22 protein-coding genes and 1 tRNA gene are annotated in these 24019 nt (G+C 41.1%); 22 read left to right on the top strand and 1 reads right to left on the bottom strand.

The genetic code is table 11. The features are described 5' to 3' along the window. The first annotated feature begins 107 nt into the window (after positions 1–107). From Q4G98_RS04550 to Q4G98_RS04625, 16 genes are all read left to right on the top strand, one after another. Positions 108–1067, top strand: a complete 960-nt coding sequence (locus Q4G98_RS04550) for a glycosyltransferase family 8 protein (protein ID WP_301961856.1) — start codon at positions 108–110, stop codon at positions 1065–1067. 11 nt (positions 1068–1078) lie between these two features. Beyond that, entirely contained in the window at positions 1079–2188 is a 1110-nt protein-coding gene (locus Q4G98_RS04555) for a glycosyltransferase family 9 protein (RefSeq protein WP_301961857.1), read from the top strand. Then, on the top strand, positions 2175–3065 hold the full coding sequence (locus Q4G98_RS04560; protein ID WP_177561108.1) for a glycosyltransferase family 2 protein: 891 nt from the start codon (positions 2175–2177) through the stop codon (positions 3063–3065). The genes Q4G98_RS04555 and Q4G98_RS04560 overlap by 14 nt, the downstream gene beginning before the upstream one ends. 17 nt (positions 3066–3082) lie before the next feature. Further along, positions 3083–4276 (top strand): O-antigen ligase, encoded by a 1194-nt coding sequence (locus Q4G98_RS04565; RefSeq protein ID WP_301961858.1) that lies wholly within the window; start codon positions 3083–3085, stop codon positions 4274–4276. Further along, a complete protein-coding gene (locus Q4G98_RS04570) occupies positions 4269–5306 on the top strand; it encodes a glycosyltransferase family 2 protein (protein WP_298564160.1) in 1038 nt (345 codons plus the stop codon). The genes Q4G98_RS04565 and Q4G98_RS04570 overlap by 8 nt, the downstream gene beginning before the upstream one ends. Then, complete coding sequence (locus Q4G98_RS04575) at positions 5303–6499, top strand: glycosyltransferase (RefSeq protein WP_298564162.1); 1197 nt, start codon at positions 5303–5305, stop codon at positions 6497–6499. Before Q4G98_RS04570 ends, Q4G98_RS04575 begins: the two co-directional genes overlap by 4 nt. Before the next feature lie 11 nt (positions 6500–6510). Then, positions 6511–6924, top strand: coding sequence for a GtrA family protein (locus Q4G98_RS04580; protein ID WP_298564163.1), 414 nt, complete (start codon positions 6511–6513; stop codon positions 6922–6924). A gap of 97 nt (positions 6925–7021) precedes the next feature. Continuing rightward, the gene (locus Q4G98_RS04585) at positions 7022–7960 is read left to right on the top strand and encodes a diacylglycerol kinase family protein (protein WP_298564165.1); all 939 of its coding nucleotides are present in this window, start codon (positions 7022–7024) and stop codon (positions 7958–7960) included. A gap of 18 nt (positions 7961–7978) precedes the next feature. Next, positions 7979–10003, top strand: coding sequence for an LTA synthase family protein (locus Q4G98_RS04590; protein ID WP_298564167.1), 2025 nt, complete (start codon positions 7979–7981; stop codon positions 10001–10003). 111 nt (positions 10004–10114) lie between these two features. Continuing rightward, positions 10115–11374 carry a C4-dicarboxylate transporter DcuC gene (gene dcuC / locus Q4G98_RS04595; RefSeq protein WP_293717628.1) on the top strand — a complete coding sequence of 420 codons (1260 nt, stop codon included), beginning with the start codon at positions 10115–10117 and terminating at the stop codon, positions 11372–11374. Between the two features lie 138 nt (positions 11375–11512). Continuing rightward, complete coding sequence (locus Q4G98_RS04600) at positions 11513–12208, top strand: uracil-DNA glycosylase (protein WP_293545495.1); 696 nt, start codon at positions 11513–11515, stop codon at positions 12206–12208. A gap of 2 nt (positions 12209–12210) precedes the next feature. Next, positions 12211–13002, top strand: a complete 792-nt coding sequence (locus Q4G98_RS04605) for a threonine/serine exporter ThrE family protein (RefSeq protein WP_298564170.1) — start codon at positions 12211–12213, stop codon at positions 13000–13002. After that, positions 12993–13466 (top strand): threonine/serine exporter family protein, encoded by a 474-nt coding sequence (locus tag Q4G98_RS04610; protein ID WP_177561099.1) that lies wholly within the window; start codon positions 12993–12995, stop codon positions 13464–13466. Before Q4G98_RS04605 ends, Q4G98_RS04610 begins: the two co-directional genes overlap by 10 nt. Before the next feature lie 8 nt (positions 13467–13474). Then, the gene (locus Q4G98_RS04615; RefSeq protein ID WP_298564172.1) at positions 13475–13894 is read left to right on the top strand and encodes a YkvA family protein; all 420 of its coding nucleotides are present in this window, start codon (positions 13475–13477) and stop codon (positions 13892–13894) included. Positions 13895–13916: 22 nt separating this feature from the next. Further along, positions 13917–14480, top strand: coding sequence for a manganese efflux pump MntP family protein (locus Q4G98_RS04620; RefSeq protein ID WP_298564174.1), 564 nt, complete (start codon positions 13917–13919; stop codon positions 14478–14480). Positions 14481–14508: 28 nt separating this feature from the next. Next, positions 14509–15636, top strand: coding sequence for a M20/M25/M40 family metallo-hydrolase (locus Q4G98_RS04625; protein WP_298564176.1), 1128 nt, complete (start codon positions 14509–14511; stop codon positions 15634–15636). 55 nt (positions 15637–15691) lie between these two features. Here the strand turns inward: Q4G98_RS04625 and Q4G98_RS04630 are convergent, their stop codons facing one another. After that, the gene (locus Q4G98_RS04630) at positions 15692–17209 is read right to left on the bottom strand and encodes a Ppx/GppA phosphatase family protein (RefSeq protein ID WP_293717635.1); all 1518 of its coding nucleotides are present in this window, start codon (positions 17207–17209) and stop codon (positions 15692–15694) included. A 197-nt stretch (positions 17210–17406) separates the two neighbouring features. Here Q4G98_RS04630 and Q4G98_RS04635 point away from each other — a divergent pair, with 197 nt between their 5' ends. The 6 genes from Q4G98_RS04635 to Q4G98_RS04660 all read left to right on the top strand — a co-directional run bounded on the left by Q4G98_RS04635 (position 17407) and on the right by Q4G98_RS04660 (position 23925). Continuing rightward, positions 17407–18954, top strand: a complete 1548-nt coding sequence (locus Q4G98_RS04635; RefSeq protein ID WP_177561095.1) for an HD domain-containing protein — start codon at positions 17407–17409, stop codon at positions 18952–18954. After that, on the top strand, positions 18955–21066 hold the full coding sequence (locus Q4G98_RS04640) for an RNA degradosome polyphosphate kinase (protein ID WP_177561094.1): 2112 nt from the start codon (positions 18955–18957) through the stop codon (positions 21064–21066). An 84-nt stretch (positions 21067–21150) separates the two neighbouring features. Further along, a complete protein-coding gene (locus Q4G98_RS04645; protein ID WP_177561093.1) occupies positions 21151–21456 on the top strand; it encodes a hypothetical protein in 306 nt (101 codons plus the stop codon). A gap of 60 nt (positions 21457–21516) precedes the next feature. Beyond that, a tRNA-Arg gene (locus tag Q4G98_RS04650) sits at positions 21517–21593 on the top strand. A gap of 306 nt (positions 21594–21899) precedes the next feature. After that, the gene (locus Q4G98_RS04655; protein WP_301961859.1) at positions 21900–22619 is read left to right on the top strand and encodes a LytTR family DNA-binding domain-containing protein; all 720 of its coding nucleotides are present in this window, start codon (positions 21900–21902) and stop codon (positions 22617–22619) included. Beyond that, positions 22609–23925 (top strand): sensor histidine kinase, encoded by a 1317-nt coding sequence (locus Q4G98_RS04660; RefSeq protein ID WP_177561091.1) that lies wholly within the window; start codon positions 22609–22611, stop codon positions 23923–23925. The genes Q4G98_RS04655 and Q4G98_RS04660 overlap by 11 nt, the downstream gene beginning before the upstream one ends. Positions 23926–24019 lie beyond the last annotated feature (94 nt).

Below are 24019 nucleotides of genomic sequence, written 5' to 3' on the forward strand. Positions count from 1 at the left end.
TAACTTTATTATAAGGTTAATAGAGGGTGATGTAAAGCAAATGATGGCTGTATTATACTAGTATATATGGTATAATAAAACTATATATGCAGGGAGAGTTTGATGAATTGGACAAGGATATTATTATGGATAAAAATATAAATGTCGTATTAGCTTCTGATGATAATTATGCACAGCATGTGGCAGTAGTAGCAACATCAATTTTAGACAATACAATGGTTGCATCTAAATTACGTTTTTTTATTTTGAACGATAATATCAGTGAAAAGAAAATATCGCTTATAAAAAAAACAGTAGAAAAATTTGAAGCAAAAATAGAATTTATTGATATAGGTAACGATAAACTTAAAAATATTTATTTAAGCGGACATGTGAGCAGAGCGGCCTACTTCAGATTAATGATTGCGGATTTGGTTCCAGAGGATGTAAAAAAGGTTATTTATCTTGATGTAGATTTATTGGTTTGTGATGATATCATCAAGTTGTGGAAAGTTGATATCGGTAAATTTCCTTTAGGGGCAGTGCTTGACTATGGTATAATTACATCGTCAAGAATGCGAAAACAGAAAGAAAAAGTGATAGGTCTGTCAGATAGTTATAAATATTTTAATTCAGGCGTTTTAATTATTAATGTTAAAGAATGGCGTTTGAATGATTATGGCAGTAAGATTTTGGCTTTTGCGCAAAAAGAAAAATTGCTACATCATGATCAGGATGCGCTGAATAAAATTTTTATGAACAATTGGTATGAAATACCGTTGAGATGGAATGTTATTCCACCTGTATTCTATTTATTCACCAAGATATTACTCAATTCTAAATTTCGCAATGTTGCAGTATGCGCAAAAGCAATGCCTGCAATTGTTCACTATGCCGGTAGATATAAACCCTGGGAATTTCAAAAATATAGCGGCTTTAATGACAAATATTATTTGTATTTATCAAATACAGAATTTTCAGAAGTAAGTATGCCACAGCCGAGTAAAAATATGCATGGGAAATCTATCTGTAGGCAGATTATAAGACTGAAAATAGCAGATTTATGGTTGAAAATTTTTGTTAAATAACAGGAGTGTTGATGATGAAGTCTGGGTATAATAATATTTTGATTGATGCCGTAATGCATTTAGGAGATTTAATACATGCAACTACTCTTATTCCGTTACTGAAACAGCAATATCCGGATGCCAGGATATCATATTTAGTTAAGCCGGAGTTAGTTGAGTTGTTTAAGAATGTAGACGACGTTGAACATGTGATAGCATATAAATATAGAAGCAAAGGTGATTATTTTTCAGTGTTCAGAATGGCAAAAAAAATAAAAAAATATGATTTTGATCTTTCTATATCCTTAGATCCAAGAATAAGATTGTCTGCAATGATGTGGTTGGCTGGAATACCTAAAAGAGTGGGATCAGAAAGTCTTTTTGGTTGGAGAACAGGTAGCGAAAGATTCTTTTTTTCTGATTATTTCAGATTAAAAGAATATGACGTGAAAAAACATTCTGCAGCGGAGAATTTTCAGCATTTAGTCAGATTATTCTTAAATGAATTTGATGGATCTTTTTTTGTTCCTGTTTTCAAAAAAGCGGACTTTGAAAGTATAACTTATATAGAAAAACAGTTAAATGAATTACCGGAAGCAGCATTAAAAATTGTGATGAGTGTGAATACTGTCGATAGCAATAGAAACATACCACCGCAGATTTTTATTGATTTAATTAAAAATATGGCAAGAAAATATCAAATTGTAATTATTTTTGCAGGTGTTAATAATGATCAAATTGTAATAGATAAGATAAAAAAAGAGATAGGGGAAACAGTACTAACATTTGATTTATGTGGAAAAACTAATTTAGTACAACTTAACGCACTTTTTCAACAAGTCGATTTTTTAATAAATTTAGATAATGGTATGGGCCATTTTGCAGCAGCAGCTGGTTGCCCTACAGTAACTATTTTTACTAATTCGTCTTTAGTTCAGTTTAAACCACTTCACAAAAAAACATTAACAGTTGGTGGAAGTTGTGGGTGTATTGGAGAATGCAATAAAAATTTGCGTGAAACATGCGGGTTTAAATGTCTCTATGATATTTCGGTAGATATGATAATGGAAAAGGTAGATATAATGGTTAGGCAGTTGCAGGGGCAAACATATGAAGGGACTATGAAAAATGAAAAAAACTGATTGCCCTAAAGTTGTTATTGGTGTTTGTACATATAACAGGTGTAAAGATTTAAAAAGACTACTACAGTCTTTAATAAAATTAGATTATCCGAACTTTGAAATTATAGTGGTAGATAATAATTCTACAGATCAAACGGCCCAAATTGTTTCGGGTTTTGAAAAAGTCAAATATGTTTTTGAAGCAAAACAAGGGCTGGCATATGCAAGAAACTGCCTTCTTAATAACTGTGGCAACGATACAGAATATTTAGGTATGTTGGATGACGATGAAACAGTTGACAAAGATTGGATATTGAGGATGCTGGAGTGTTTTCAGCTTGACGAACGTATTGCTGTTGTTGGAGGACCATACATACCTTGCTTTGAAGTTGCACCTCCAGCCTGGATGCCGTATGATTTTCATGCTTTTAATGTAAATAAAAGTGGCATTGGTGTATTTAATGTAAGAATGGTAGCCGGTGGAAATGCTATGTTGCGCATGGATATTGTAAGAAAGAAGAAGCGATTTTTTGACCTTTCGCTGGGGTATAATGGGAAAGTGCTTTTATCCGGCGAAGATAATGAGTTTTTTGTGAATATAATGGGCGGGCAATATCTATGTGGGTTTACAGAATATGCTCCGGTTAAGCACTATATTACAAAGGAACGAATGACATTCAAATGGTTTGTAAAAAGATATTTTTATGAAGGCGTTACACAGTATCACAGATTTGGCACGCTAGAATATTTAAGAAATTTTCTGCAATTGCCGTTGCGAATAGTGCGATTATTGTTAGCTTTATTTACATTCAATAAGAAAAAAATTATAATGAGGTTTTTTAAAGTGGTTATGACATTTGGAACCGTCTTAGGACCTTTAATTTTGGCGTTAAGCTAAAGAGCGGAGAAGGAAGTATGCTGATTTATAGGGAAATATTAAAAATCTTACGGTTAGTTTGTTTGTTTCTTTTGCCGATTGGAATAATGCTACATGAAATGAATTTTACAAATGGTATTTTATATCTTGCGTTTTTTATTTGTGCATTAAATTTCAGAAGTGATAGAGAACGTTGGCAGAGGTTTGATTGTAAATTTTTGTTTTTAATAATCTGTTTTTGTTTCGGGTTGATTGCAAGCAATTATTATAGCATAGATACTTCTGTTAGCATGAAATGGGCAAGACGATATTGTTACTGGATATTACCCGGATTGGCAGTATATGGACTATGGATGAAAGACAAACTTGGCAGGCAGGCCTTTGTCAATGGCTTGGCAGTTGGCGGGATGATTTTATGTTTATATGCTGGCTATCAGGAGATTATTTTAGATATGAAGAGACCTGGAAGTCTGTCTACTGGACCAAATAGTTTTTCTGCTATTGTAGCGTTGGCGTTATCTTTTGTTTTGCTTAATAATAAAAATATTTTAGTTGGGTTAATAAGTTGGGGAGTATTTTTATGGGGCGTTGTTATAAGCCAGTCCAGAGGTTCTTTTCTTGCATTGACTTTTGTTTCTGTTATTTACTGTTTCAATGATTTAACCATGAAGGTAAAATTTACTTGGAAAAAGATAGTGGGAGTGATTTTAGTAACCGGAGTTTTGGTCAGCGGATTGTCTGCTATAAATAATGATAAAAATTTTGATTTTGGTATTTGGCAGAGGTTATCAAATACTAATAAAATGGGCGGTGACAATGAGCGAATATATTTATGGAGATCTTCTTTAGCTATGATCAAAGATTTCCCTATCCATGGAGTTGGTTTACGTCAATTTAACAGTGTTTATATTAATGGAAATTATATAAATCCGCAGGCGCGTGAACCGCGTTTAGATTCTCCTCATAATATTATTTTACATTATATGACGGAAATGGGAATGGTTGGGACCTTACCGCTAATTATTTTATTTGTTTATATCATTTATTGGTCTATACAAAATAGACGAAATCCGATGGCGAAAGCTATGTTGTATGCAATGGTGGCATTGAGTATAAACAACATGGTAGATTATCAATTTATAGTGAAGCAATATTATCAGTTGTTTTGGGCCCTTTTAGGGGGCAGTATTGCAGACGTTTATTTAACAAAGGAGAAATTGACTCGTGACTGAAAAAGAAGAGTTGATCAGTATAATTGTGCCTGTATATAATGTTGAAGCTTATATTGAACAATGTCTTGATTCTTTGATGAATCAGACATATCGGAATTTAGAAATTATTTTGATTGATGATGGTTCAACAGATAATAGCGGTAAAATTTGTGAGGCTTATGAAAAAAAAGATTGCCGAATAAAATATTTTTATCAGACTAATATGGGCGTTGGAGCAGCAAGAAATAAGGGAATCGATTTTGCAGCTGGAAAATATATCGGCTTTGTAGATCCAGATGACTATTGTGATCTTGAAATGTTTCGAAGTTTATATCAGTTAATTGTTGAATATAAAGCAGATATAGCTTGTTGTCGTTGGTATAATATGAGAAGGAAAGAAATGGAATTAGGAGGTTATGTATTCGCAGAAAAAGAAAAAGTGTTAACTAATTTAGAAGTTGCAAATATTTATACTAAAATCATGGATTGGGCAGTTTGGAATAAATTATATAAGAAAGAATTAATAAAAAAAATAAGATTTCCGAAAGTCCGCTATGGTGAAGATTTTTTTACCGTTTTTCAGTGGTTATATGCTGCAGATAGAATTGTGTATACCTCTAATCCTCTGATTTATTATAGATTACTCAGGGACGGCAGTAGTACTACGCTTAAAAACAATTTGGCATTAAAAATTACTTGCTCTTTGCAGCAGTTACAGCAAATGCAGAGCTTTTTGATGGATGTAGGTCAGCAACAGTTTGTAGAAAATTTTAATATAAGATATATAAGAAGTTTATATGATTTACGTTGCAATATTGAAAGTGTTAGAGATACATCAACACAAAAAGAAACTTTAATAGCTGTAATACAAACAGAAATCACTAAACTTAATGAATATAAGAAAACATTGGATTTTTCTAAAAGATTTAAATTATTTTTATTAGATAATTTTAGGGCTGGGTATAAATTGTTACTGATATGGGAATGCAAATTTAAAAATATTGAAAAAAGAATTAGAAATAAAATCCTAAGGAGATCTGCTACAATATGAAAATTGTATTGTTTGATTTTTGGAATGTCATAAATTCAACTGGTGGGGCAGAAAAAGTGCTGTGTAATATGGCTAATGAATTGGCCAAGCGTGGTTACGACGTAAGTGTGATAGTATGTGATCCCAAAAAAGGAAGGCCGTTTTTTTATTTGGCAGATAAAGTAAAGTTTATAAATTTGAATGGTACAGGGAAATTTGCAAAGGGTGGATTGCTACTAAGAATCGAAAGAGAGTTGTTTCGCATATTAGGAGTTCTGGACAAAGATAAGATGTATATCAAGACTCGTTTTGATAATCACATAAAGCAGAACCTGCAAAAACTTATTGATGAAATTGCTCCTGATATTCTAATAAGTTTTGATCCTAAATCAGTGATGGTTTTAAAATATTTACTGAAAAATACTTTGCCAACAATAGCAATGCTGCATATGGAAGCAAAGTATTTTTTCCATAAGGATATCAGTAAAGTATTATTGGATTCATATAATGCGGCTAAATGTATTCAAGTACTAATTAAGAATGATATAGCTGTTGCTAAGCAATATTGTCAGAATGTTTCGGTCGTCTATATTCCTAATACTGTAGATATAAAAGTGGAAAAGGATAATCAAGTCGATAGTGTTTATAATAAGATCATAAATGTTGGACGCATAGATGGTAATCATAAACAACAATTACTTTTAATTCAGGCATTTAATAAATTAAAAGATAAGTATCCCAAATGGATTATTGAAATTTGGGGTGGTACTTATACTGAAAAACAGGTTCAATACAAAAAACAGATATTACAATATATTAAAGAACATAATTTGCAAAATAGAGTTTATCTTAAGGGCGAAACACAGGATATTGCAGGGAAATTGAGCAAGGCAGATATTTTTGCATTTCCAAGTAAATTTGAGGGGATGCCACTAGCATTGATGGAGGCTATGAGTGTAGGTTTACCTGCTATAGGATATAAATCGTGCGCTTCAGTCAACGAACTTATAGTTAGTGGTTATAATGGCTTTTTATGTAATGATGGAACAGATGATTTTGCGGAAAAATTAAAAATTTTAATGTCAGACGATGGCTTGCGAAACCAAATGGGCGAGAATGCACGAGCAAGTATGCAAACGTTTGCACCAGAAAAAATATGGGATGCATGGGAAGCTCTGATTAAGGATGTTGCGGCAAAGCATAGTAGAATTTAATGGAGTGTCACATGTCTAAAAAAACGTTGTTCGGCGTCGATTATACTGATAAGGAATGGATCAAGATAATTTTATATTTGTTCGTTGGCGGGACGGCGGCACTGGTAGAGTGGGCGTTTTTTTACGGCTTTAATCAGGGCTTGGGCATGGAGTATATGCTGGCGACGGCGGCGGCGTTTTGCCTGGCGACGCTATATCATTATTTCCTGGGTAATATTTTGGTTTTTACCAGCGGGGCCAGGTATGAAAAAGGCAAAGAGCTGTCTTTAGTTTTTGCCGTCAGTATCATGGGGCTTGCTTTTAATCTGATTTTAATGTATATTTTTGTAGGAATGATGTCATGGCAGCCGATGTTTGCCAAAGTATTGGCCAGCTGCATTGTTGTCATCTGGAATTATTTAGCCAGGAAGAAATGGATTTTCTGATCGTATGTGTCTGGCTACTGATGTCATTTGGGATTATGTTATAATATGAAGTAAGACCAGTTTTGCTTGCTGGATTGACGAAATAGGAGATTGTGATATGCCGAACCGTGTCGACATTGCAGCTTTTCAAAAGATAATGATCGTTTATAACCGTAATTCTGGGAAGCAGTTGTTTGCGAGTATGCTGGCCAGAGTGAATGAAGTTAAAAAAAGACTGAAACAGGTCATTGATCCGAAAAGTCTGGAAATTGTTGAAATTAAATCCTTTGAGCAGGTTGAAGGTCTGGCGGAGCGTATTTGCCAGGAAAAATATGATTGGGTAATTGTTGCCGGCGGCGATGGTACTTTGCGGGCGATAATCGATATTTTTGCCAAGCACGAGCAGATGCCGTATGTCAGCGTGTTTCCGGCTGGTACAGTTAATTTGGTAGCTAAAGAGCTTTTGATGAGCAACGATCCCGCCAAATGGGTCAAGCGGGTCAGCAAGGGTATTGTTTCACCGGTAAGGCTTGGTAAGGCTAACGGTCATATTTTTTTAACCGTGGCTGGTATCGGATTTGATTCGCTGGTAGTCGATAACGTATCAGAACTGGAGAAGAAGTTACTGTCCAAGCTGGCGTATGTCTGGCAGGGTACAGAAATGATGCGCAAAGAGTTTGTGTATAATAACTGGCGGTATAAGTTTCAGGTGCGCCTGGACGATGAGGCAGAATGGTACGATGCTTCGTCGGTGATCGTAGGGAAAAGCCGCTACTACGCAGGCAGGTACAGCCTGTTCAATGGGGCGTCATTATGTTCACCACGGTTATATGTCGCCATTTTTACCGGCGATACCCGAGCCGATTTTATGCGTTATGCGGCCGTCATCGCAATGGAAGCATTGCAGCTTGATAAAAGTATCATTATCAGGCAGGCCCAGAAAGTAGAGATCCGTTGTAATGTGGAAGATTTTGCAGCCGAGCTGGATGGTGACGCTATTACTTCGGCGCCGCTGCAGATAGAGCTGCATCCTGTTCCGATCAAGTTTTTGGCGTAAGCCGGCGGATGTGAAAATATGTATAGGCGCAGTATGATCCTGGTAATTCTTTTGCTGCTGTTTGCAGCTGAAGCGTTTTTTGCGCGTCAGTTTTATATCGAAATAGTGCCGTTTCCGGAAGATGAGTGGTGGATGACGGTCGTTAATAATTGCCTGCGGGACCTGCTTTTGGCTGGTGTGGCGGGCTTATTGTATTTCAGGCGTAATCGGCTTGTCGATCGCACGAAGCGCTATTTCCCCGTAGTTGTGCTTGGGGTATTGTATTTGCTGATCGCCGGCTTTATGGTCAGTCAGCTGAGTCTTGATAAAGGTTTTTTGACGGTCCTGGCGATCCTTACAGGTTTAAATAATAATATTGTTTTGGTACTTCTGGCAGCGATGTGTTATCATAAATGGCCTTCTGCAATCATGAAGGCGGTTTATTTTGCTGTGTATTTTTTTACTGCGTTGACAATGATTTTTGACGCTTTCTATTTTTGGCAGACTTCGATGCACGTCGAAAGCGTTTTATTCAAGAACCTGAATGTCTACGCTATGCAGGGTGTTTTATCAGGGATGACGACATTGCAGCTTGTCGGTATAAGTGGTGCCGTGCTGGCGGTTTTATTATTGTTCCGGGTGACGAAGCCGCAAAAACGCAAACCGAACTTTGCCTGGTCGCTGCTATGTGTAGCCGTATTTTTTCTGGGCCTGAATCTTTCCTATTGGTCGATGGTACAGGTCAATAAATATATTTTGACCGAATATGTTTGTGTCTGGGGCGATGAAACCAGTGAGATGATCCGCAGTGACTACAGGAATTTGCTGACGACGCCAGTCAATGTCAATTTTGTCAGCAAAATGCTGTTTGATACAGATAAGATCGCCAGACGTAAGCATATCGAGCAGCGGCCTTTGACCGCAAAAGATGAACGCGTGCTGAAAGAACTGGGGATTTTAAGAACGCAGAAGGCGCTGCAGCCGCTGGAAGCACAATATGATAAAATCGTATTATTGGTTTTAGAATCAGTACATCGTGATTATATAGGTTTCTATAATAAAAATATCCCCAGGGAAACTACGCCGTTTTTAGACAGTCTGCTTGCTAAATATCCGCGTCTGGACAATTATTATTCTTCGGCTATCCCGACGACGCAGGGGCTGAATGCCACTTTCCGTTCGCATCTGATTTTTGATGAAGATATCAATGGCGCCAATCAGGGATCACTGTTCCGCTCCGTACAGGAAGCGGGTTGGCGCGGTATTTTTATGAATGCCTCCAGTCAGTATTACAGTAATGAAGTGCGTGAATATCCGCAGCAGTTTGGCATGAAGGAATATTATGCCAAAGAATATCTGCAGGATCTGGGCTATAGCGGCGCCAGCGGCTGGGGTTATCACAATGATGTGTTATATAAAGAAACGCTGCGGCTTTTAGAAGCAGGACGTAAGGATAAAATGCTGTTGGTAACTAAAACACTGGATATGCATCAGCCGTATCCCTATTATGGCATTAGCTGGGCGGATATGCCGGAAGCAGTACGTGATCACGAACTGGTGACGATTCGAGGTATGTATTGGGTCGATCAGACGCTGAAAAACTTTTTTGAGCAGGCCGAAGCTAAAGGCTTAATGGATGACCGAACGCTTTTTATCATTACGGCCGACCATAATCCTCATTCAGGCGGTGAATATACCAAGATCGTTACGAATGAGAATGACAGGAAAAGTATCGCTCCCATCCCGTTGATTTTTGTATCTAAAAATTTACAGCCTTTGAATAATTTAATGACCAAAGATTATGCCTCGCAGATAGATCTGGCTCCGACGTTACTGTATCTGGCAGGGCTCAAAGCACCTGACGATTTTATGGGCCGCAATTTACTGGAAGTGGTAGATACACCGTTTGCTTTGGGATATTTTGGCGGTAAAGCCTTTTATTATTCTGCTGATCTGGAGTTTGAGGATCAGATGGATAATCCTGCGCCGGCGACAGCTTATGAAGATGCGCTGACGAACTATATTATCCATGAATATTCCGAACGGCAGCTCAGAAATCAATAAAAACATTCAGTACAGAGCGAATGTATTTTGTATACATATGCATAAAGGCTGGAAATTTACATTGCAGCAATGCTATAATACCCTAAATCAGTTTTTTTGGAGGGGTTATTTATGATGGTAATTATTGGTGCAATTATTGTTATTGGTGTCATTTATCTGTTGCTTAAAAGACACGAATCAAGAATGGTGCTTATTGCTGCAGGCATTTTAATGGCTGCTATTGCAGGCAAGCCGATGGCGGCTCTGGATGCTTTTGCCAAGAGTATGACCAATGCCGGACTTATTACGTCGGTATGTTCCTGTATGGGTTTTGCTATGGTGATGAAATACACCGGCTGTGATAAGCATCTGGTCGTCGCTATTGGTAAAGTTCTGAAGAAAATGGGTTTCATGCTCATTCCTGGCGCGACTATCGCGACTTTTATCATTAATATCGCTATTCCCAGTGCTGCAGGCTGCAGTGCTGCCGTAGGCGTTATTTTTATCCCGATCCTGATGTCGGCGGGTATCCATCCGGCGATGGCGGCAGCAGCTGTCAAGTCTGGTACTTACGGCAGTATGCTTAATCCTGGTCTGGTGCATAACGGCGTTATTGCCAAGCTGTCCAATGTCGAGATCACGGAAGTTATCACGCATCATATGATGGCGGATATTGTTGGTGTGATTATCGCCGCTACAACCTTGACGATCCTGGCGATCTTCCTGAAAGAAAATAAAGGGTATCTGCCTGAAGGTGGCAGCGATGCGGTTGCTGAGGATTTAAAGATCAATCCGCTGTATGCGATGATGCCGCTTTTGCCGGTCGTTATTTTGCTGGTTGGCTCTACCGGTATGGTTCCGCTTCTGAAAATGGGCGTGCCTCAGGCCATGCTGATCGGTGCATTACTGAGCCTGGCGGTGACTCGCAGCAATCCTACTAAACTTACAAAATCTTTCTTTGATGGTATGGGCGATGCTTATGCCAATATTATCGGTATCATTATCTCTGTCGGCGTGTTTGTTTCCGGTATGCAGTCTTTAGGGCTGGTCAAAGCATTGATCAACTGGATGCTTGAATCAACAGGTATCGTAAAGATAGCTGCAACCTTTGGCCCTTTCATTCTGGCCATGATCTCCGGTTCCGGTGATGCGGCAACTGTAGCGTTTAACGAAGCAGTTACTCCGCATGCGGCACAGTTTGGTCTGCAGGCTATCGATATGGGCTCCATGGCCGCTTTGGGCGGAACTTTGGGTCGTACGATGTCGCCGATTGCAGGCGCAACCATTATCTGCGCCGGTATCGCCGGTGTCGATCCCATGGAGGTCTGCAAACGTAATGCCCTGGGGATTACGCTGGCTCTGCTGGCAGGTATGGTTATTCTGCTGTTCTGATATTAAAGTTGGCGCCCGTGCTTGGCACGGGCGTTTTTCTATTTATTTACTTACAATACTTATTTTGTAAAAAAATCTGCGCCCGGCAGCACTATGCTTGCCGGCTTTTTATGATATAATAAACCTCGGAGGGATAAAGTGAAAATTGAAACTTTTATGCAGGCATTAAAAGAATATCAAAGCCCTTTGGTTTTCAACCCCTGGCGCGATTATGATCCTGAATGTGATATAAGCAGTGAAGCGCCTGCTATTCGTGCGGCTAATTTGACCAGATATTTGCAGCTGCGTCAAAAGGCGCATTATTTATTTATTGCTGAAGGACTTGGCTATCAGGGCGGCCATTTTTCGGGAATGGCGATGACTTCCGAACGAATTTTATTGGGATTGCATCCTGATATCAGGCCGGAAGTTGTTTTAGGTGAATGGGATTATCGCAGAACCAGTAATCCTGCAAGTAAAATGCTTAAGGCTACGCAAAAACAAAGCGGTTTTAACGAGCCTACGGCGACGGTGATGTGGAATACTTTGGCCAGACATGAATTGTCTGCCTGTGATACTGTTTTATGGAATATTTTTCCTTTTCATCCGCATAAAAAAGATAATTTGCTGACAAATCGGACGCCTACTAATGACGAACTTGATGCAGGTATAGAATATGCAAAAATGCTGCTGGCGTTAATCCCGACTTTAAAAATAGTTGCTATTGGTCAAAAGTCAGCCGGGACGCTGCAGCGTTATGGCGTGGAATGCGTAGCATGCGTGCCGCATCCGTCCATGGGCGGCGCCAACCGTTTTAAAGCTGCTGTGGCACAGCTTTTTGCTAATGGGGAATGACGATGGAACAAGAGCTTGAAAATAAAATGACGCGGGACGAGACCCTGAAAGTAGCGTTAATGGTAGGCAAGATCCTGCTCAAGAGTGGTGCGGAAACGTATCGCGTAGAGGATACTATCAACCGCTTTTGTATTGCCAATGGCTATGAAGTCGATATTTTTGTGACGCCAACGGTAATAATTTTGGGCAACGAGCAGGTTGACAGCTTTAATTGTGTCAGCCGTATCCGTTATCGCAGCACCAATTTGGGGATGATCAGTGAAATGAATGATATGTCCTATAAATTTGAGCGCTGGCCGATGAGCTATCGGGGCACGATCGCCTGGCTCGAAGAAAAGCTGCAAGCGCCGGCCCCCTATGGCAAATGGAAGGTTTGTCTGGCTTCCGCCATAGCTTCGGCTTCGTTTTCTGCTATGCTGGGGGGCAACACCCATGATTTTATTGCTGCTTTTATGACCGGTGGTATTGCAATGCTGGTTTTAAAACAGATCGCCGGCTATCGCCCCAGTGCTTTTTGGGAGAATGCGCTGGCGGGTGTGGCTATTGGCGTAGTGGCGCTTATCTGCTGCGCTGTCAGCGTGCAGTGTACCATGGAAAAGATCATTGTTGGCGCCTTGATGCCTTTTGTACCGGGCGTGGCGTTCACGAACGGTTTGCGTGACTATATGGCCGGCGATCTGCTTTCTGGTAACGCACGGATCGCCGAAGCGCTGCTTTTTGCCGCGTCGATCGCTATCGGGATCGCCTTTTCGCTGCGGGCCTGGGTATTGTGGGGGTGGGACCTATGGAAATAATTACTTCCTTCGCCTTTGCTTTTATTGCGACTATGGCTTTCGCGGTATTGTTCCAGTCGCCTAAAAAAATACTGCTGACTGACGGCTTGATCGGCGCGGTGGGCTGGGTCGTTTTTATCAGTCTGCGTGATCAGCTTGGTTACAGCTCTTTTTATGCCAACTTTTTGGGGACAGTGGCGCTGGCGCTTTTAAGCGAGCTTTCCGCCAGGATCTTCAAGCAGCCAGCTACCGTTTTTGTTATACCGGGGATCATTCCGCTGGTGCCGGGCTTAGGCATTTATAAAGGTATGTTTGCCGTTATCAACAATGATTATAATGGCGGTATGTCGATTTTGTTGACGGCAATAACAGACTCGTGCGCTATAGCTGTTGGCGTGATGCTGGTCTCCAGCTTATTCAGGGTCTTGAAGATACGCAAGGACAGAAGCTTTTGGCTGAAACATCATAGCAAAAAAGTTTGTTGAGGCGATAGATGATGAGTGATAAAAAACAAACAGAGGAAAATTTTGACAGTTCTAAGATCAATGCCAAAGAACTGCAGAAATATGAGCAGGAGTACAGTGAGCGCGGCTTCAAAGACAAGCTGCGGAAATATGCCAAAATCATTGGCGTCGGCGCCGTTTATAAGGTGCTGCAGCTGTGGTATGTTTTGCAGAAGCCTGAGGTTCCGCTGCAGCAGAAAGCGCTTATTACAGGTGCGATCGGTTATTTGATCGCGCCGCTGGATTTTATTCCCGACTTGACGCCTGTGCTGGGCTACAGCGATGATTTTATAGCTATTACCTATGCCTTAGTGCAGGTCCGGGGATATGCGGATGCGGAAGTCAAAGAGAAATCAAAGCATCTTATTGCAGATATTTTTGGCGCTGCTGCTGTCAGCGAATTAGATTAAAACTTGTTGCGGAGGGTTGATTTTGAGTTTACCAGAGTTACTGCTTTTGGCCGTAGGATTAGCAATGGATGCTTTTACAGTGTCTATCTGCGGCAGTTTGGCTTTAGCTCCGGCTTCGCGCTTCGGCGGAGCACTGCGTTTTGGGATCTGGTTTGGTTTTTTTCAGGCGCTGATGCCTGTGCTGGGGTTTTTCTGTGCGATAAGGTTCAGAGCTTATATCGAAGCCTATGATCACTGGATCGCTTTTGCACTGCTGGTCTATCTGGGGATCAAGATGCTGCGCGAGGCGGAGACTGCTGACAGCTGTGATTTGAAGCAGCACTATAATATCAGAGAAATGCTGACGTTGGCAGTAGCTACCAGTATCGATGCTTTGGCGGTCGGCGTGAGTTTTGCCTTTCTGGACGTGCAGATCTGGAGTGCGGCCGGGCTGATCGGCCTGGTAACTTTTATTTTTTCTATGGTAGGTGGTTTGGCCGGGTTCAGATTAGGTGAAAGGATCGGCAGCAGAGCTACGTTAGTAGGCGGCTGCGTACTTATTATTATCGGGACGAAGATCCTGCTGGAACATACCGGCTGGCTGTAATTTATAATTTTGAAAGGTAGTGTTGACAATGGCAGAAGCAAACAAGGAAAGAATTTTTGATGAATTTGTGGAATTGGTTTCTGTTCCCTGTCATACTCTGAAAGAAAGGCAGATTTTTGAACTTTTGCAAAAGAAGCTGAAAGATCTGGGTTTTGTAACACAGGAAGATGACGCAGGTAAAGAATTAGGCGGAGAGTGCGGTAACTTATGGGGATGGTTGCCGGGTAACAAAGTCGGAGCGAAACGCGTGCTGCTGACGGCGCATATGGACTGTGTAGAACCGTGCGCAGGCATTAAGCCCATAAAAAAAGATGGTAAGATACTGTCAGACGGAACCACTATTTTAGGCAGTGATGATAAATCCGGCGTAGTGGCTATATTGGAAGCCGTACGGATGCTGCAGGAGACAAAGGTTGAATACGGTGATATCCAGGTTTTGTTTACGATTGCAGAGGAAGGTGGAGTCAACGGTTCGCGCTGTATGGATAAAAGCCTGCTGCATGCCGATGTTGGTTATGCTCTGGACGGTGAAGGCCATCCGGGAGAAATAGTTACGGCAGCGCCGGGACAGGACCGGGTACATTTCAAGGTACATGGTAAAACTGCCCATGGCGGACTTGCCCCTGAAAAAGGTATCAATGCGATCATGGTAGCGGCTAAAGCTTTAGCCGGCGTTGAAAAATATGCCCGGATCGATGAAGAAACGACCTGTAATATCGGCATTATTCATGGCGGGTTAGCCACTAATATTGTTCCCGATCTGGTCGAGATCCAAAGCGACGTCCGCAGCCGTAACCTTGCTAAACTGGCTGAACAGCGTGATTATCTGGTCAATACCGTTACAGCGGGCGTTGTTGCCAATGGTGGAACGGTAGATGTGGAGATCATCCATAAATATCAGCCTTTTGACCTCAGTCATGATTCTGATGTTGTGAAGCTGGCGCTGGAATCCTGTCAAGAAAACGGTTTTACTCCGGATGTTACCGTAACAGGCGGCGGCAGTGATGCCAACTTTATCAATGCTTATGGCGTACCCTGCGTTATTTTGGGTACAGGCATGAGCGAAGTACACACGGTAGATGAATTTATTTTAGAAGAAGATCTGTACAACAGTGTGCTGATGGTTTACGGAATTCTGCGGGCCGCTGCAAAATAAGAACAAAAATACCTGTTATCTAAACGCTTGTCACGTTTAAATAACAGGTATTTTTTTATTCCAGCTGTACGCTGAGCTCGACACCAAAAACTTTGGCAAACCAGCGGATATGCTGCTTGATCTGATGCATTTCGATACTGGGTATGCCCTCGGCATGTAAAGATAACACCGCATGTTTTTTTTCGAGGCGCGGCTGAATACCGCGAATCTGATTGGTTTGTGAATAGTCAAGGCTTTCTGCCAGAGCCAGCAGCAGCGCTAATTTATTAATGGCCTGCCAGTGGTTTTCGTCCAATAACTCCTTGTAGATCCGGTCACGAAAATAATTTTTGGAAATACCGTTATGCCAGCCGGCGATAACGGAGGTTATCAGCTGTTCACGATGCGAAAGACCAAAAATCTGGGCGTTTTGGATCATATAGGCACTGTGGCGGGCATGGCTGTAGAAGTTGATGGTAATACCGATATCATGCAGCAGTGATGCTGTTTTCAGTAATTTTCTATAATTTTTATCAAGCTTATGTAAATCCTTCCAGGCGTCGAACATAGTCAGAGCCAGCTCGGTGATGTGCTTGCTGTGCGTAGTGTCAGGCGTATATAATGTTAAAATGTTCTGCGTACTGCGGTCCAGAATATCCGGCGCGATCAAAGGCATATTTTCAGATTTGGAATAGTAATCGAAAAATAAACCTTCACGCAGGCCGCAGCCGGAAACGATCAGCTGCTTACAGCCGGTGATTTCCAGCAAACAATTGACGATACCGGCGCCGGCTAAAATAATATCGGCACGTTCGCTGCTGAGACCGGCTATTTTGCGGCGCTGTTCTAAATTTGTACCGCGCAGCTGACTGAAAATATCATGAAAGGCCTGTGCGGAAAATTTGTAATTATGAATTTTAGAAGACGGATATTTACTGCGTTTTTGCTGCATTTTGCCAAGGGTACGCGCCGTACCGCCGACACCGATCAGCGGCAGACGGTTTTGTTTGAGCCAGGGATGTTGCGCCAGACGGCTGAGCAGGAAAAAGCTCATATCGCTGTAGACGTTAGGCGACATCGTGCCGCGGGTATTGAACATATCCGTGGTATTTACCGCGCCAAAAGGCATGGAAACAGATTCCACGATCTGCCTGTTTTTAAAAAGGATCAACTCTGTACTGCCGCCGCCCAAGTCAAAGATAATGCCGTCTTTAACAGGCAGAGTGTTGATGACGCCAAGATAACTGATATAGGCTTCGGTATTGCCTGTAATGATATGCAGGGTAATACCTGTTTCTGCCTCGACAAGGCGTGTCAGTTCGGGACCGTTGGGAGCCGAACGGATAGCGGCAGTTGCCACGGCAATAGTTTTATCGGCATTATAAAGCTTGCACATATAAGCAAAGCTTTTCATCGTTTCCAGAGTCGAGGCGAAGGCTTCCTCTGTCAAACGGCCGGTTTTATCAAGCTTCTGACTCAGACGCAGGGCTTCTTTCTGATTATAGACCATGTTGTAGGCGCCGTTTTTATAAATATGGCTGATTACCAGACGAGCCGAGTTGGAACCGATATCGATGATTGCGATACGCTGCATATTCTTCACTCCCAGTAAATAGAAAAACATTCCTCTATAAAAACTATATATTTTATATATTACTCACAGATAAAAAAAATCCTGCGTAATTTTATTGACTTTGTAAAATTTTACTCAAAGAATTGTAAAAAGTAACATTTATGCAAGGATTTAGAGGTCTGGCGTCGAATTTAATATAAAATAAAGGAGGTTTGTGTGTGAAAAAGAAAAGTTATACAACCTTTGCGGCTATCCATTTGGGATCAGAGATGATCAGCATGCAGATAGTTGAATACCGTAATATGAATAAAGTAAAAGTCATCGAACAATGCAACCACAGGGTCAAATTGGGCGAAGAAACTTTTAAGAATAAAATTATTCCTTTCAGTATGGTCAGCGAGATCTGCGAGCTGCTGCAGGGATATAAACGCCTGATGACCGAATATGGAGTGGAAGAATGCAGTGTACAGGCGACTACTGCCGTGCGCGAAGCCTTGAACCAGGTCTTTTTGCTGGACCAGATCTATATCAAAACCGGCTTGAAAGTAAAGGTCGTCGATATGCCCCAGGAAATTTATACCAAGTATACGGCGATTCGGCAGACCTTACGCAGTGAAGGCGTTACTGGCAAAGAGTACGGCATGCTGCTGATGGATATTTCCTCAGGCGGCTTGGGTATTACTTTTGTCGATGATGAAAAAATCAAATATCAGCAGAATTTTCATGTAGGCATCATTCGGATCAAAGAAAGCTTCAACCGGAACCAGCGTAACGGCACGCAGTTCAATCGGGCGCTGACAGAATTTTTAGCCAGCACGATGGGACCGGTGCGCGAAACCCTGAAAGATGCGAATATCCGCTATCTGATTCTGTCAGGTACTGAAACGGAATTGCTTTTACAGATGCTGGGCATGGATATTCAGGCTAAAGTGACGCGGATCAAAGCCGAGGAGTTTATGGAGCTCTTTAACAAAGTCCATAAACTGAACCTGCCGCAGATCATCAAAGTGTTCAATATCAAGGAAAGCGTGGCGGAACTGGTCTTGCCGACGATCCTTTTGTACGAACAGCTGCTGGCTCTGGTTCCTACCAAAGAGATCATTATTACCGCCGATCGCTTTATCGACGGTATCCAGTTGCTGCATATAGGGCCGAAGACGGACAAAGAATATGCCGCTGAACTGGAAAAAGAACAATTGAGCCTGATCCATAATATTGGCGAGCATTATAACTATGATGCCAAGCATGCCCGGCAGGTAGAGCGGCTGGCGCTGGCGATGTTTGATAAACTGAGCAAAAGTCACGGCATGGACAGTCACTGCCGCACCCTGGTACAGGCCACGGCACTGCTGCATGACATCGGCAAATATATTTCCATGCGCAGTCATTCGCTTTATACCTATAAGCTGATCATGTCTACAGACATTTTGGGCTTCAGCGATGATGACAAAAAAATCGTGGCTCTGGCAAGCTATTATCATGCCAATCAGCTTTTTGAAAATAAGGCCGGCAGCCCGGAAATAGAAAAAGAACTGACGCCTTTAGTAGCTAAAATAGCTGCCTTAGTGCGTCTGGCCGATGCCATGGACCGCAGCTATCAGCAGAAAATCAAGCTTTGCAAAGTCAGCGTTAAGGATGGGACGATGCGGATCGAAGCCAAAAGCAAGGTCGACCTGACTTTGGAGGAATGGACTTTTGATGGCAAAGCCGTGTTTTTTGAAGAAGTTTACGGCTTGAAAGCAATTTTAGAACGGGTGAGTGAATAGATGAAAAGCATAGATTTGAACAAACCTGAATATTTTTTTAATCGTGAATTGAGCTGGCTTAAATTTAATCTGCGCGTGCTGAAGGAAGCCGCTGTCAAAACCACGCCGCTGCTGGAACGCCTGAAATTCGTTGCGATCACTGCCTCTAATTTAGATGAGTTTTTTATGGTGCGTGTGGCGGGATTGTGGGATAAATGGGAGGATGGTATCAACCAGCGCGATGCTTCCGGACTGACGGTAAAGGAACAGTTGGATGAAATCAGCGCTTCCGCGCATGAGCAGGTCAAGCTGCAGTATAAATACATGCTGTCGATCCTTAAAGAACTGGAAAACAATGGTATCAGGATCTGCCGTGTGAATAAGATCAGTGAAAAAGGCCGCAGCTGGCTGGATGAATATTACCGTGAGGTAGTCTATCCGGTTCTGACGCCTATGGCAGTCGATGCTTCCAGGCCGTTTCCGTTTCTGGCCAACAGGACATTGAATTTAGCGGTGGAACTCATCAATCAGGACGAGGAACAAAGCATGGGGCTGGTGCAGGTGCCCTCGGTACTGCCGCGGCTGGTTGAAGTGGAAGGCGAAGAAAAACGCACCTTTGTTTTTTTAGAAGATGTTATCAGCGGTAATTGTGCCGAATTATTTAAAGGCTGCCAGATTTTAGACGTAGTGCCCTTTAGATTGACACGTGACTCCGACCTTGATGTTGATGAAGATGACATTGATAATTTGCTGAAGGAAGTAGAAAAATCGCTGCGCAAAAGAAAACGCGGTGCGGCGGTGCGTTTGGAATTAAATAAAACAACTAATCTGAGGATCAAAAAATTCCTCAGTGATAATCTTGATTTATCCGAACAGGAAATTTTTGAAATCAACGGACCGCTGGATGCGACCTGTTTCTTTAAATTTGCCGGCCTGCCCGGAATGTGGCCCTGGCTCTACGAGCCTTTTGTGCCGCAGCGGCCTTTAGAACTGCCGGATGACAGTGATTTGTTTGGCGCTATCAGAGCCAAAGATATTTTGCTGCATCATCCCTATGAAAGTTTTGACCCGGTAGTAAAACTGGTTAATGATGCTGCCTCAGACCCGAAGGTACTGGCCATCAAGCAGACCCTGTACCGCGTCAGCGGTAATTCGCCCATTGTGGCTGCTTTGGCCCGTGCTGCCGAAAACGGCAAGCAGGTCACAGTTTTAGTAGAACTCAAGGCGCGTTTTGACGAAGAAAATAATATCATCTGGGCCAGACGTCTGGAACAGGCCGGCTGCCACGTTATTTACGGACTGGTGGGACTGAAGACCCATGCCAAGATCATTCTGATCGTACGGAAGGAAGCCGATGGCATCAAGCGCTATGTGCATCTTGGCACCGGTAATTATAACGATAATACAGCCAAGCTGTATACGGATATGGGACTTTTAACAGCGAACGACCAGTTTGGCAGCGATGCTTCGGCATTCTTTAATCTGCTGTCAGGCTATTCTGAGCCGCCCTTATGGAATAAACTGGTCATGGCGCCGTTGGGCTTGCGTGATAAAATTTATGAGCTTATCGATAACGAGATAGCACAGGTCAAAGCCGGCAACAAGGGGCATATCATCGTTAAAATGAATTCGCTGATCGATCAGCAGGTCATTCAAAAACTGTATGAAGCCTCGATCGGCGGTGTGCAGGTAGAGCTGATCGTTCGTGGTATCTGCGGTCTGCGGGCCGGACTGGAAGGTATCAGTGAAAATATTACCGTCCGCAGCATCGTCGGCAGGCAGCTGGAACACAGCCGCATTTTCTGGTTTGCCAACGGCGGTGAACAGCAGCTGTATCTTTCCAGCGCCGACTGGATGCCAAGAAACCTTAACGACCGTGTAGAATTGTTTTTCCCGGTCGAAAGTGAGGAACATATTAAACGGATCAAAGATATCCTTGAGCTGTATCTGCGTGATAATGTCGGTGCGCATATGATGCAGTCCAACGGTACTTACAGGCGCGTGACCAATAAGGCTACCCCGGTCAGTGCTCAGAGTGCCTTGTATGAAGAAGCGCTTTTAACGGCTGCTGCCGATAAAATTCCAATGGAAGTCAGATTGCGGCCTATGTATAGCAAGGACGGCAAGGAGTAATTTAATCGCGCAAGTAATACTGCTTATTGTAGAATTGGCTGCAAGTTGCTATAATGTATGCAGAAGTTTTAAGGAGGAAAAAGAATGAGCAAATTTGCTGTAACCTTAAACTATCATTGCGATTATGGCTACGTTGAATATGATAGCGAAAATAAAAAAGCGGAAGTCGTTTTAAAAAGCGCCGAAGCGAAAGCCAGAGTAGAAAAATTTTTGCAGGAGAAACTGACTTTGGATGTGCAGGAAGGCGATACTATCCGGCAATTTGTCACTAAAACTTTAGAGCCGCTGGCCAGCCTGGAAAATTTTAAGATCTGCCTGACCAGACTCTGGTTCCATACGGACGTGCTGGTAGAATGGAGCATGCCTCCGGGAATGGCAGAAAATTTGTGATTGAATGCTGGCTTTATTTGTGTTATAGTAAAAGGGTTCTGAAAAACAGCAGAACATTTCGTCTTGGTAGCTCAGTAGGATAGAGCGATCGCCTCCTAAGCGATAGGTCGGGGGTTCGATTCCCTTCCAGGACACCAGTAAAAACGCGCGCTTGCCGAATCGGCAGGCGCGTTTTTTAGTTGGTAAAACTATTATTGGAAAAGTGTTGCTATGCATGTTAACAGTTTCGAATATAATCTTTGGAAATATTACTGTGAATTTTGATAATTTATGATTTTTTCTTATAGTGAATAGCTAGAAAAAATAAATTATAGTATAATAGTTTTGATAAGTTAAATAAAATTATGATGTTAAAACTTTTTATTGCATGATATATAATGTAAAAGAAAATGCAGATAAAAAACTTCTGATGACTGTGTATGTAAGAAAAGGTGGTGGTAGATATGTTTTATTTAGCGCTATGCGATGATTGCAAAAATGATTTGCAGGAAATTATGGAATGCCTGGGGGCACTCAAAAAAGAAAATTATCGTATGGAAATTATGCCTTATCTTACTGGACCGGAGTTGATTCGAGAGTATGAGATAGGGCGTCGTTTCAACCTTTTGGTTTTGGACATGTACATGGAGCCAATAAATGGTATTGAGACAGCTAAACAAATACGGAAAATTGACACTACCGTGCCGATTTTAATTGTTACATCTACGATAGAGTTTGCATTGGAAGGTTATTCAGTAAATGCTTACAGGTATTTACTGAAACCGATCGATAAAAAAGTTTTTTTGAATGAAGTTCGAACAATACTTAATAAACAGGAAAAAGCTGATCAGCATTATTTTAGTATCAGTAATGAACAGGGTATCAGTAAGGTTAAGCTGGAAGATATTTTATACTTTGAATCAGATTTGAAAACAATTTATCTGCAAAGCTGGCAGCAACGATATGCTTTTAGAGGCACTATCAGTGAAGTTGCTGCAAAACTTGAAAAATTTAATTTCGTACGGGTGCATAAAAGTTATGTAGTTAGCCTTCGTTATGTAAAAAATATTTTTAAGGGAGTAATTACAATGGAGAATGGAGTAAAAATCTATGTAAGCAAATATCGTTCTAAAGAGGTTTACGAATTATTAATGCAATATATAGAGGCTGGCTATGGAAGTTAATCAAGCTTTAACATTAGGGTTTGCATGTTTTACAGAAACAGCCATGCTGCATCATGCATTTACGACCTTTTTAGAACGTAATGATGTCAAAGCCAAATACTATTGGCTGGCTTTGCTTTTATATGCTTTTTGTGTTTTATTTACAGCTGGAAACAGTTTTTCTATTTATTTCGTATCACTGTTCTGTTATTCACTTATAGTATTATTTTCCCTGATCTTTTTTAGAAATCAAATGGAAGTAAAATTGATAGTGTCCTTTATGTTTGTGGCACTTAATTATGCTTTTACTGTTTTGGCAGCAACATTTTTATGGCAGATGCGTGGTAATCCTATTTCTGAATATCCTTTGAATTTAGAACCAGCTTTTTGGTCACAAGCGATTTTATATCTGCTTTTTACTGTCAGTGTATTTGTGATTGATAAGCTGCGTAACTATGAAAAGGATAAGAACTTACTTTTTGATGGTATTTATGTGTTTTGTGTTCCTTTATTCATGCTGTTAATTATATTAAAATTATTTTATGTGGCCATGCAGGTACAGTCACGTGAATATATGCTGGAAAATTTTTTGATCATCAGCGGACTATTGCTCTTATTAGGATTGTCATTATATTTTTTGGCAGATCGAACGAGGTCTATCAGTGAAACAATGGAACAAAAGCAGATTATAGAACAACTGCTTTCAATGCAGGACGTTTATTATAAAGAATTGGAAAGTCAGCAAAAGGAGATACGTAGTATTTCACATGATATGAAAAGCCATCTTCGGTATTTAAATACGATTCTGGCGCAGGGGCAAACGGAAAGAGCGCAGGAATATGTAAAGACTATTTATCAGGATGTTGAATCAGCTCATGCTGTTACACACTGTGGAAATTCTGTAATTGATGCGATCCTTAGCAATAAGTTACAGGGCGCAGAGGATTTTGGAATAAGATTGGAATTTGATTTGATAATACCGCCGCAATTATCAGTGCGAGATATTGATATTTTAATTTTGCTGGGCAATTTATTAGATAATGCAATGGAAGCATGTAAGCGTTTAGAAATAGAAGATGGAGAGAAGTTTATTTATGTTAATGCGCGTGTTCAAAAAGGATTTCTTTGTATTCAAGTAAATAATTCATATAATGGATTACTTAATTTAGTTGAAAATAGTTATGCAACAGTGAAAACAGAGAAACATTTTTGTGGAATCGGCCTTTCTAATATTAAACGTATCGTCAATAAATATCATGGTAAATTAAATATTACGCATACGGAGACAGTATTTTCAGTGTTGGCATTGTTAGCACTGGATGAATAAAACCGAAGCTGTAAAAAACACCGGATAACTTTTAAGTTATGAAGTGGTATAAAGATGGTAGACACAAAAGTGTCTACCATCTTTTTGTGTTAAT

The organism is uncultured Phascolarctobacterium sp. (assembly GCF_958349595.1).
GTDB lineage: Bacteria > Bacillota > Negativicutes > Acidaminococcales > Acidaminococcaceae > Phascolarctobacterium.

Bases quoted from the DNA above. Each gene is read 5' to 3' on its own strand.
- Q4G98_RS04555 (WP_301961857.1), top strand. From the start codon at position 1,079: ATGATGAAGTCTGGGTATAATAATATTTTGATTGATGCCGTAATGCAT.
- Q4G98_RS04560 (WP_177561108.1), top strand. From the start codon at position 2,175: ATGAAAAAAACTGATTGCCCTAAAGTTGTTATTGGTGTTTGTACATAT.
- Q4G98_RS04565 (WP_301961858.1), top strand. From the start codon at position 3,083: ATGCTGATTTATAGGGAAATATTAAAAATCTTACGGTTAGTTTGTTTG.
- Q4G98_RS04575 (WP_298564162.1), top strand. From the start codon at position 5,303: ATGAAAATTGTATTGTTTGATTTTTGGAATGTCATAAATTCAACTGGT.
- Q4G98_RS04580 (WP_298564163.1), top strand. From the start codon at position 6,511: ATGTCTAAAAAAACGTTGTTCGGCGTCGATTATACTGATAAGGAATGG.
- Q4G98_RS04585 (WP_298564165.1), top strand. From the start codon at position 7,022: ATGCCGAACCGTGTCGACATTGCAGCTTTTCAAAAGATAATGATCGTT.
- Q4G98_RS04590 (WP_298564167.1), top strand. From the start codon at position 7,979: ATGTATAGGCGCAGTATGATCCTGGTAATTCTTTTGCTGCTGTTTGCA.
- dcuC (WP_293717628.1), top strand. From the start codon at position 10,115: ATGATGGTAATTATTGGTGCAATTATTGTTATTGGTGTCATTTATCTG.
- Q4G98_RS04605 (WP_298564170.1), top strand. From the start codon at position 12,211: ATGGAACAAGAGCTTGAAAATAAAATGACGCGGGACGAGACCCTGAAA.
- Q4G98_RS04610 (WP_177561099.1), top strand. From the start codon at position 12,993: ATGGAAATAATTACTTCCTTCGCCTTTGCTTTTATTGCGACTATGGCT.
- Q4G98_RS04615 (WP_298564172.1), top strand. From the start codon at position 13,475: ATGATGAGTGATAAAAAACAAACAGAGGAAAATTTTGACAGTTCTAAG.
- Q4G98_RS04625 (WP_298564176.1), top strand. From the start codon at position 14,509: ATGGCAGAAGCAAACAAGGAAAGAATTTTTGATGAATTTGTGGAATTG.
- Q4G98_RS04630 (WP_293717635.1), bottom strand. From the start codon at position 17,209: ATGCAGCGTATCGCAATCATCGATATCGGTTCCAACTCGGCTCGTCTG.
- Q4G98_RS04640 (WP_177561094.1), top strand. From the start codon at position 18,955: ATGAAAAGCATAGATTTGAACAAACCTGAATATTTTTTTAATCGTGAA.
- Q4G98_RS04645 (WP_177561093.1), top strand. From the start codon at position 21,151: ATGAGCAAATTTGCTGTAACCTTAAACTATCATTGCGATTATGGCTAC.
- Q4G98_RS04655 (WP_301961859.1), top strand. From the start codon at position 21,900: ATGTTTTATTTAGCGCTATGCGATGATTGCAAAAATGATTTGCAGGAA.
- Q4G98_RS04660 (WP_177561091.1), top strand. From the start codon at position 22,609: ATGGAAGTTAATCAAGCTTTAACATTAGGGTTTGCATGTTTTACAGAA.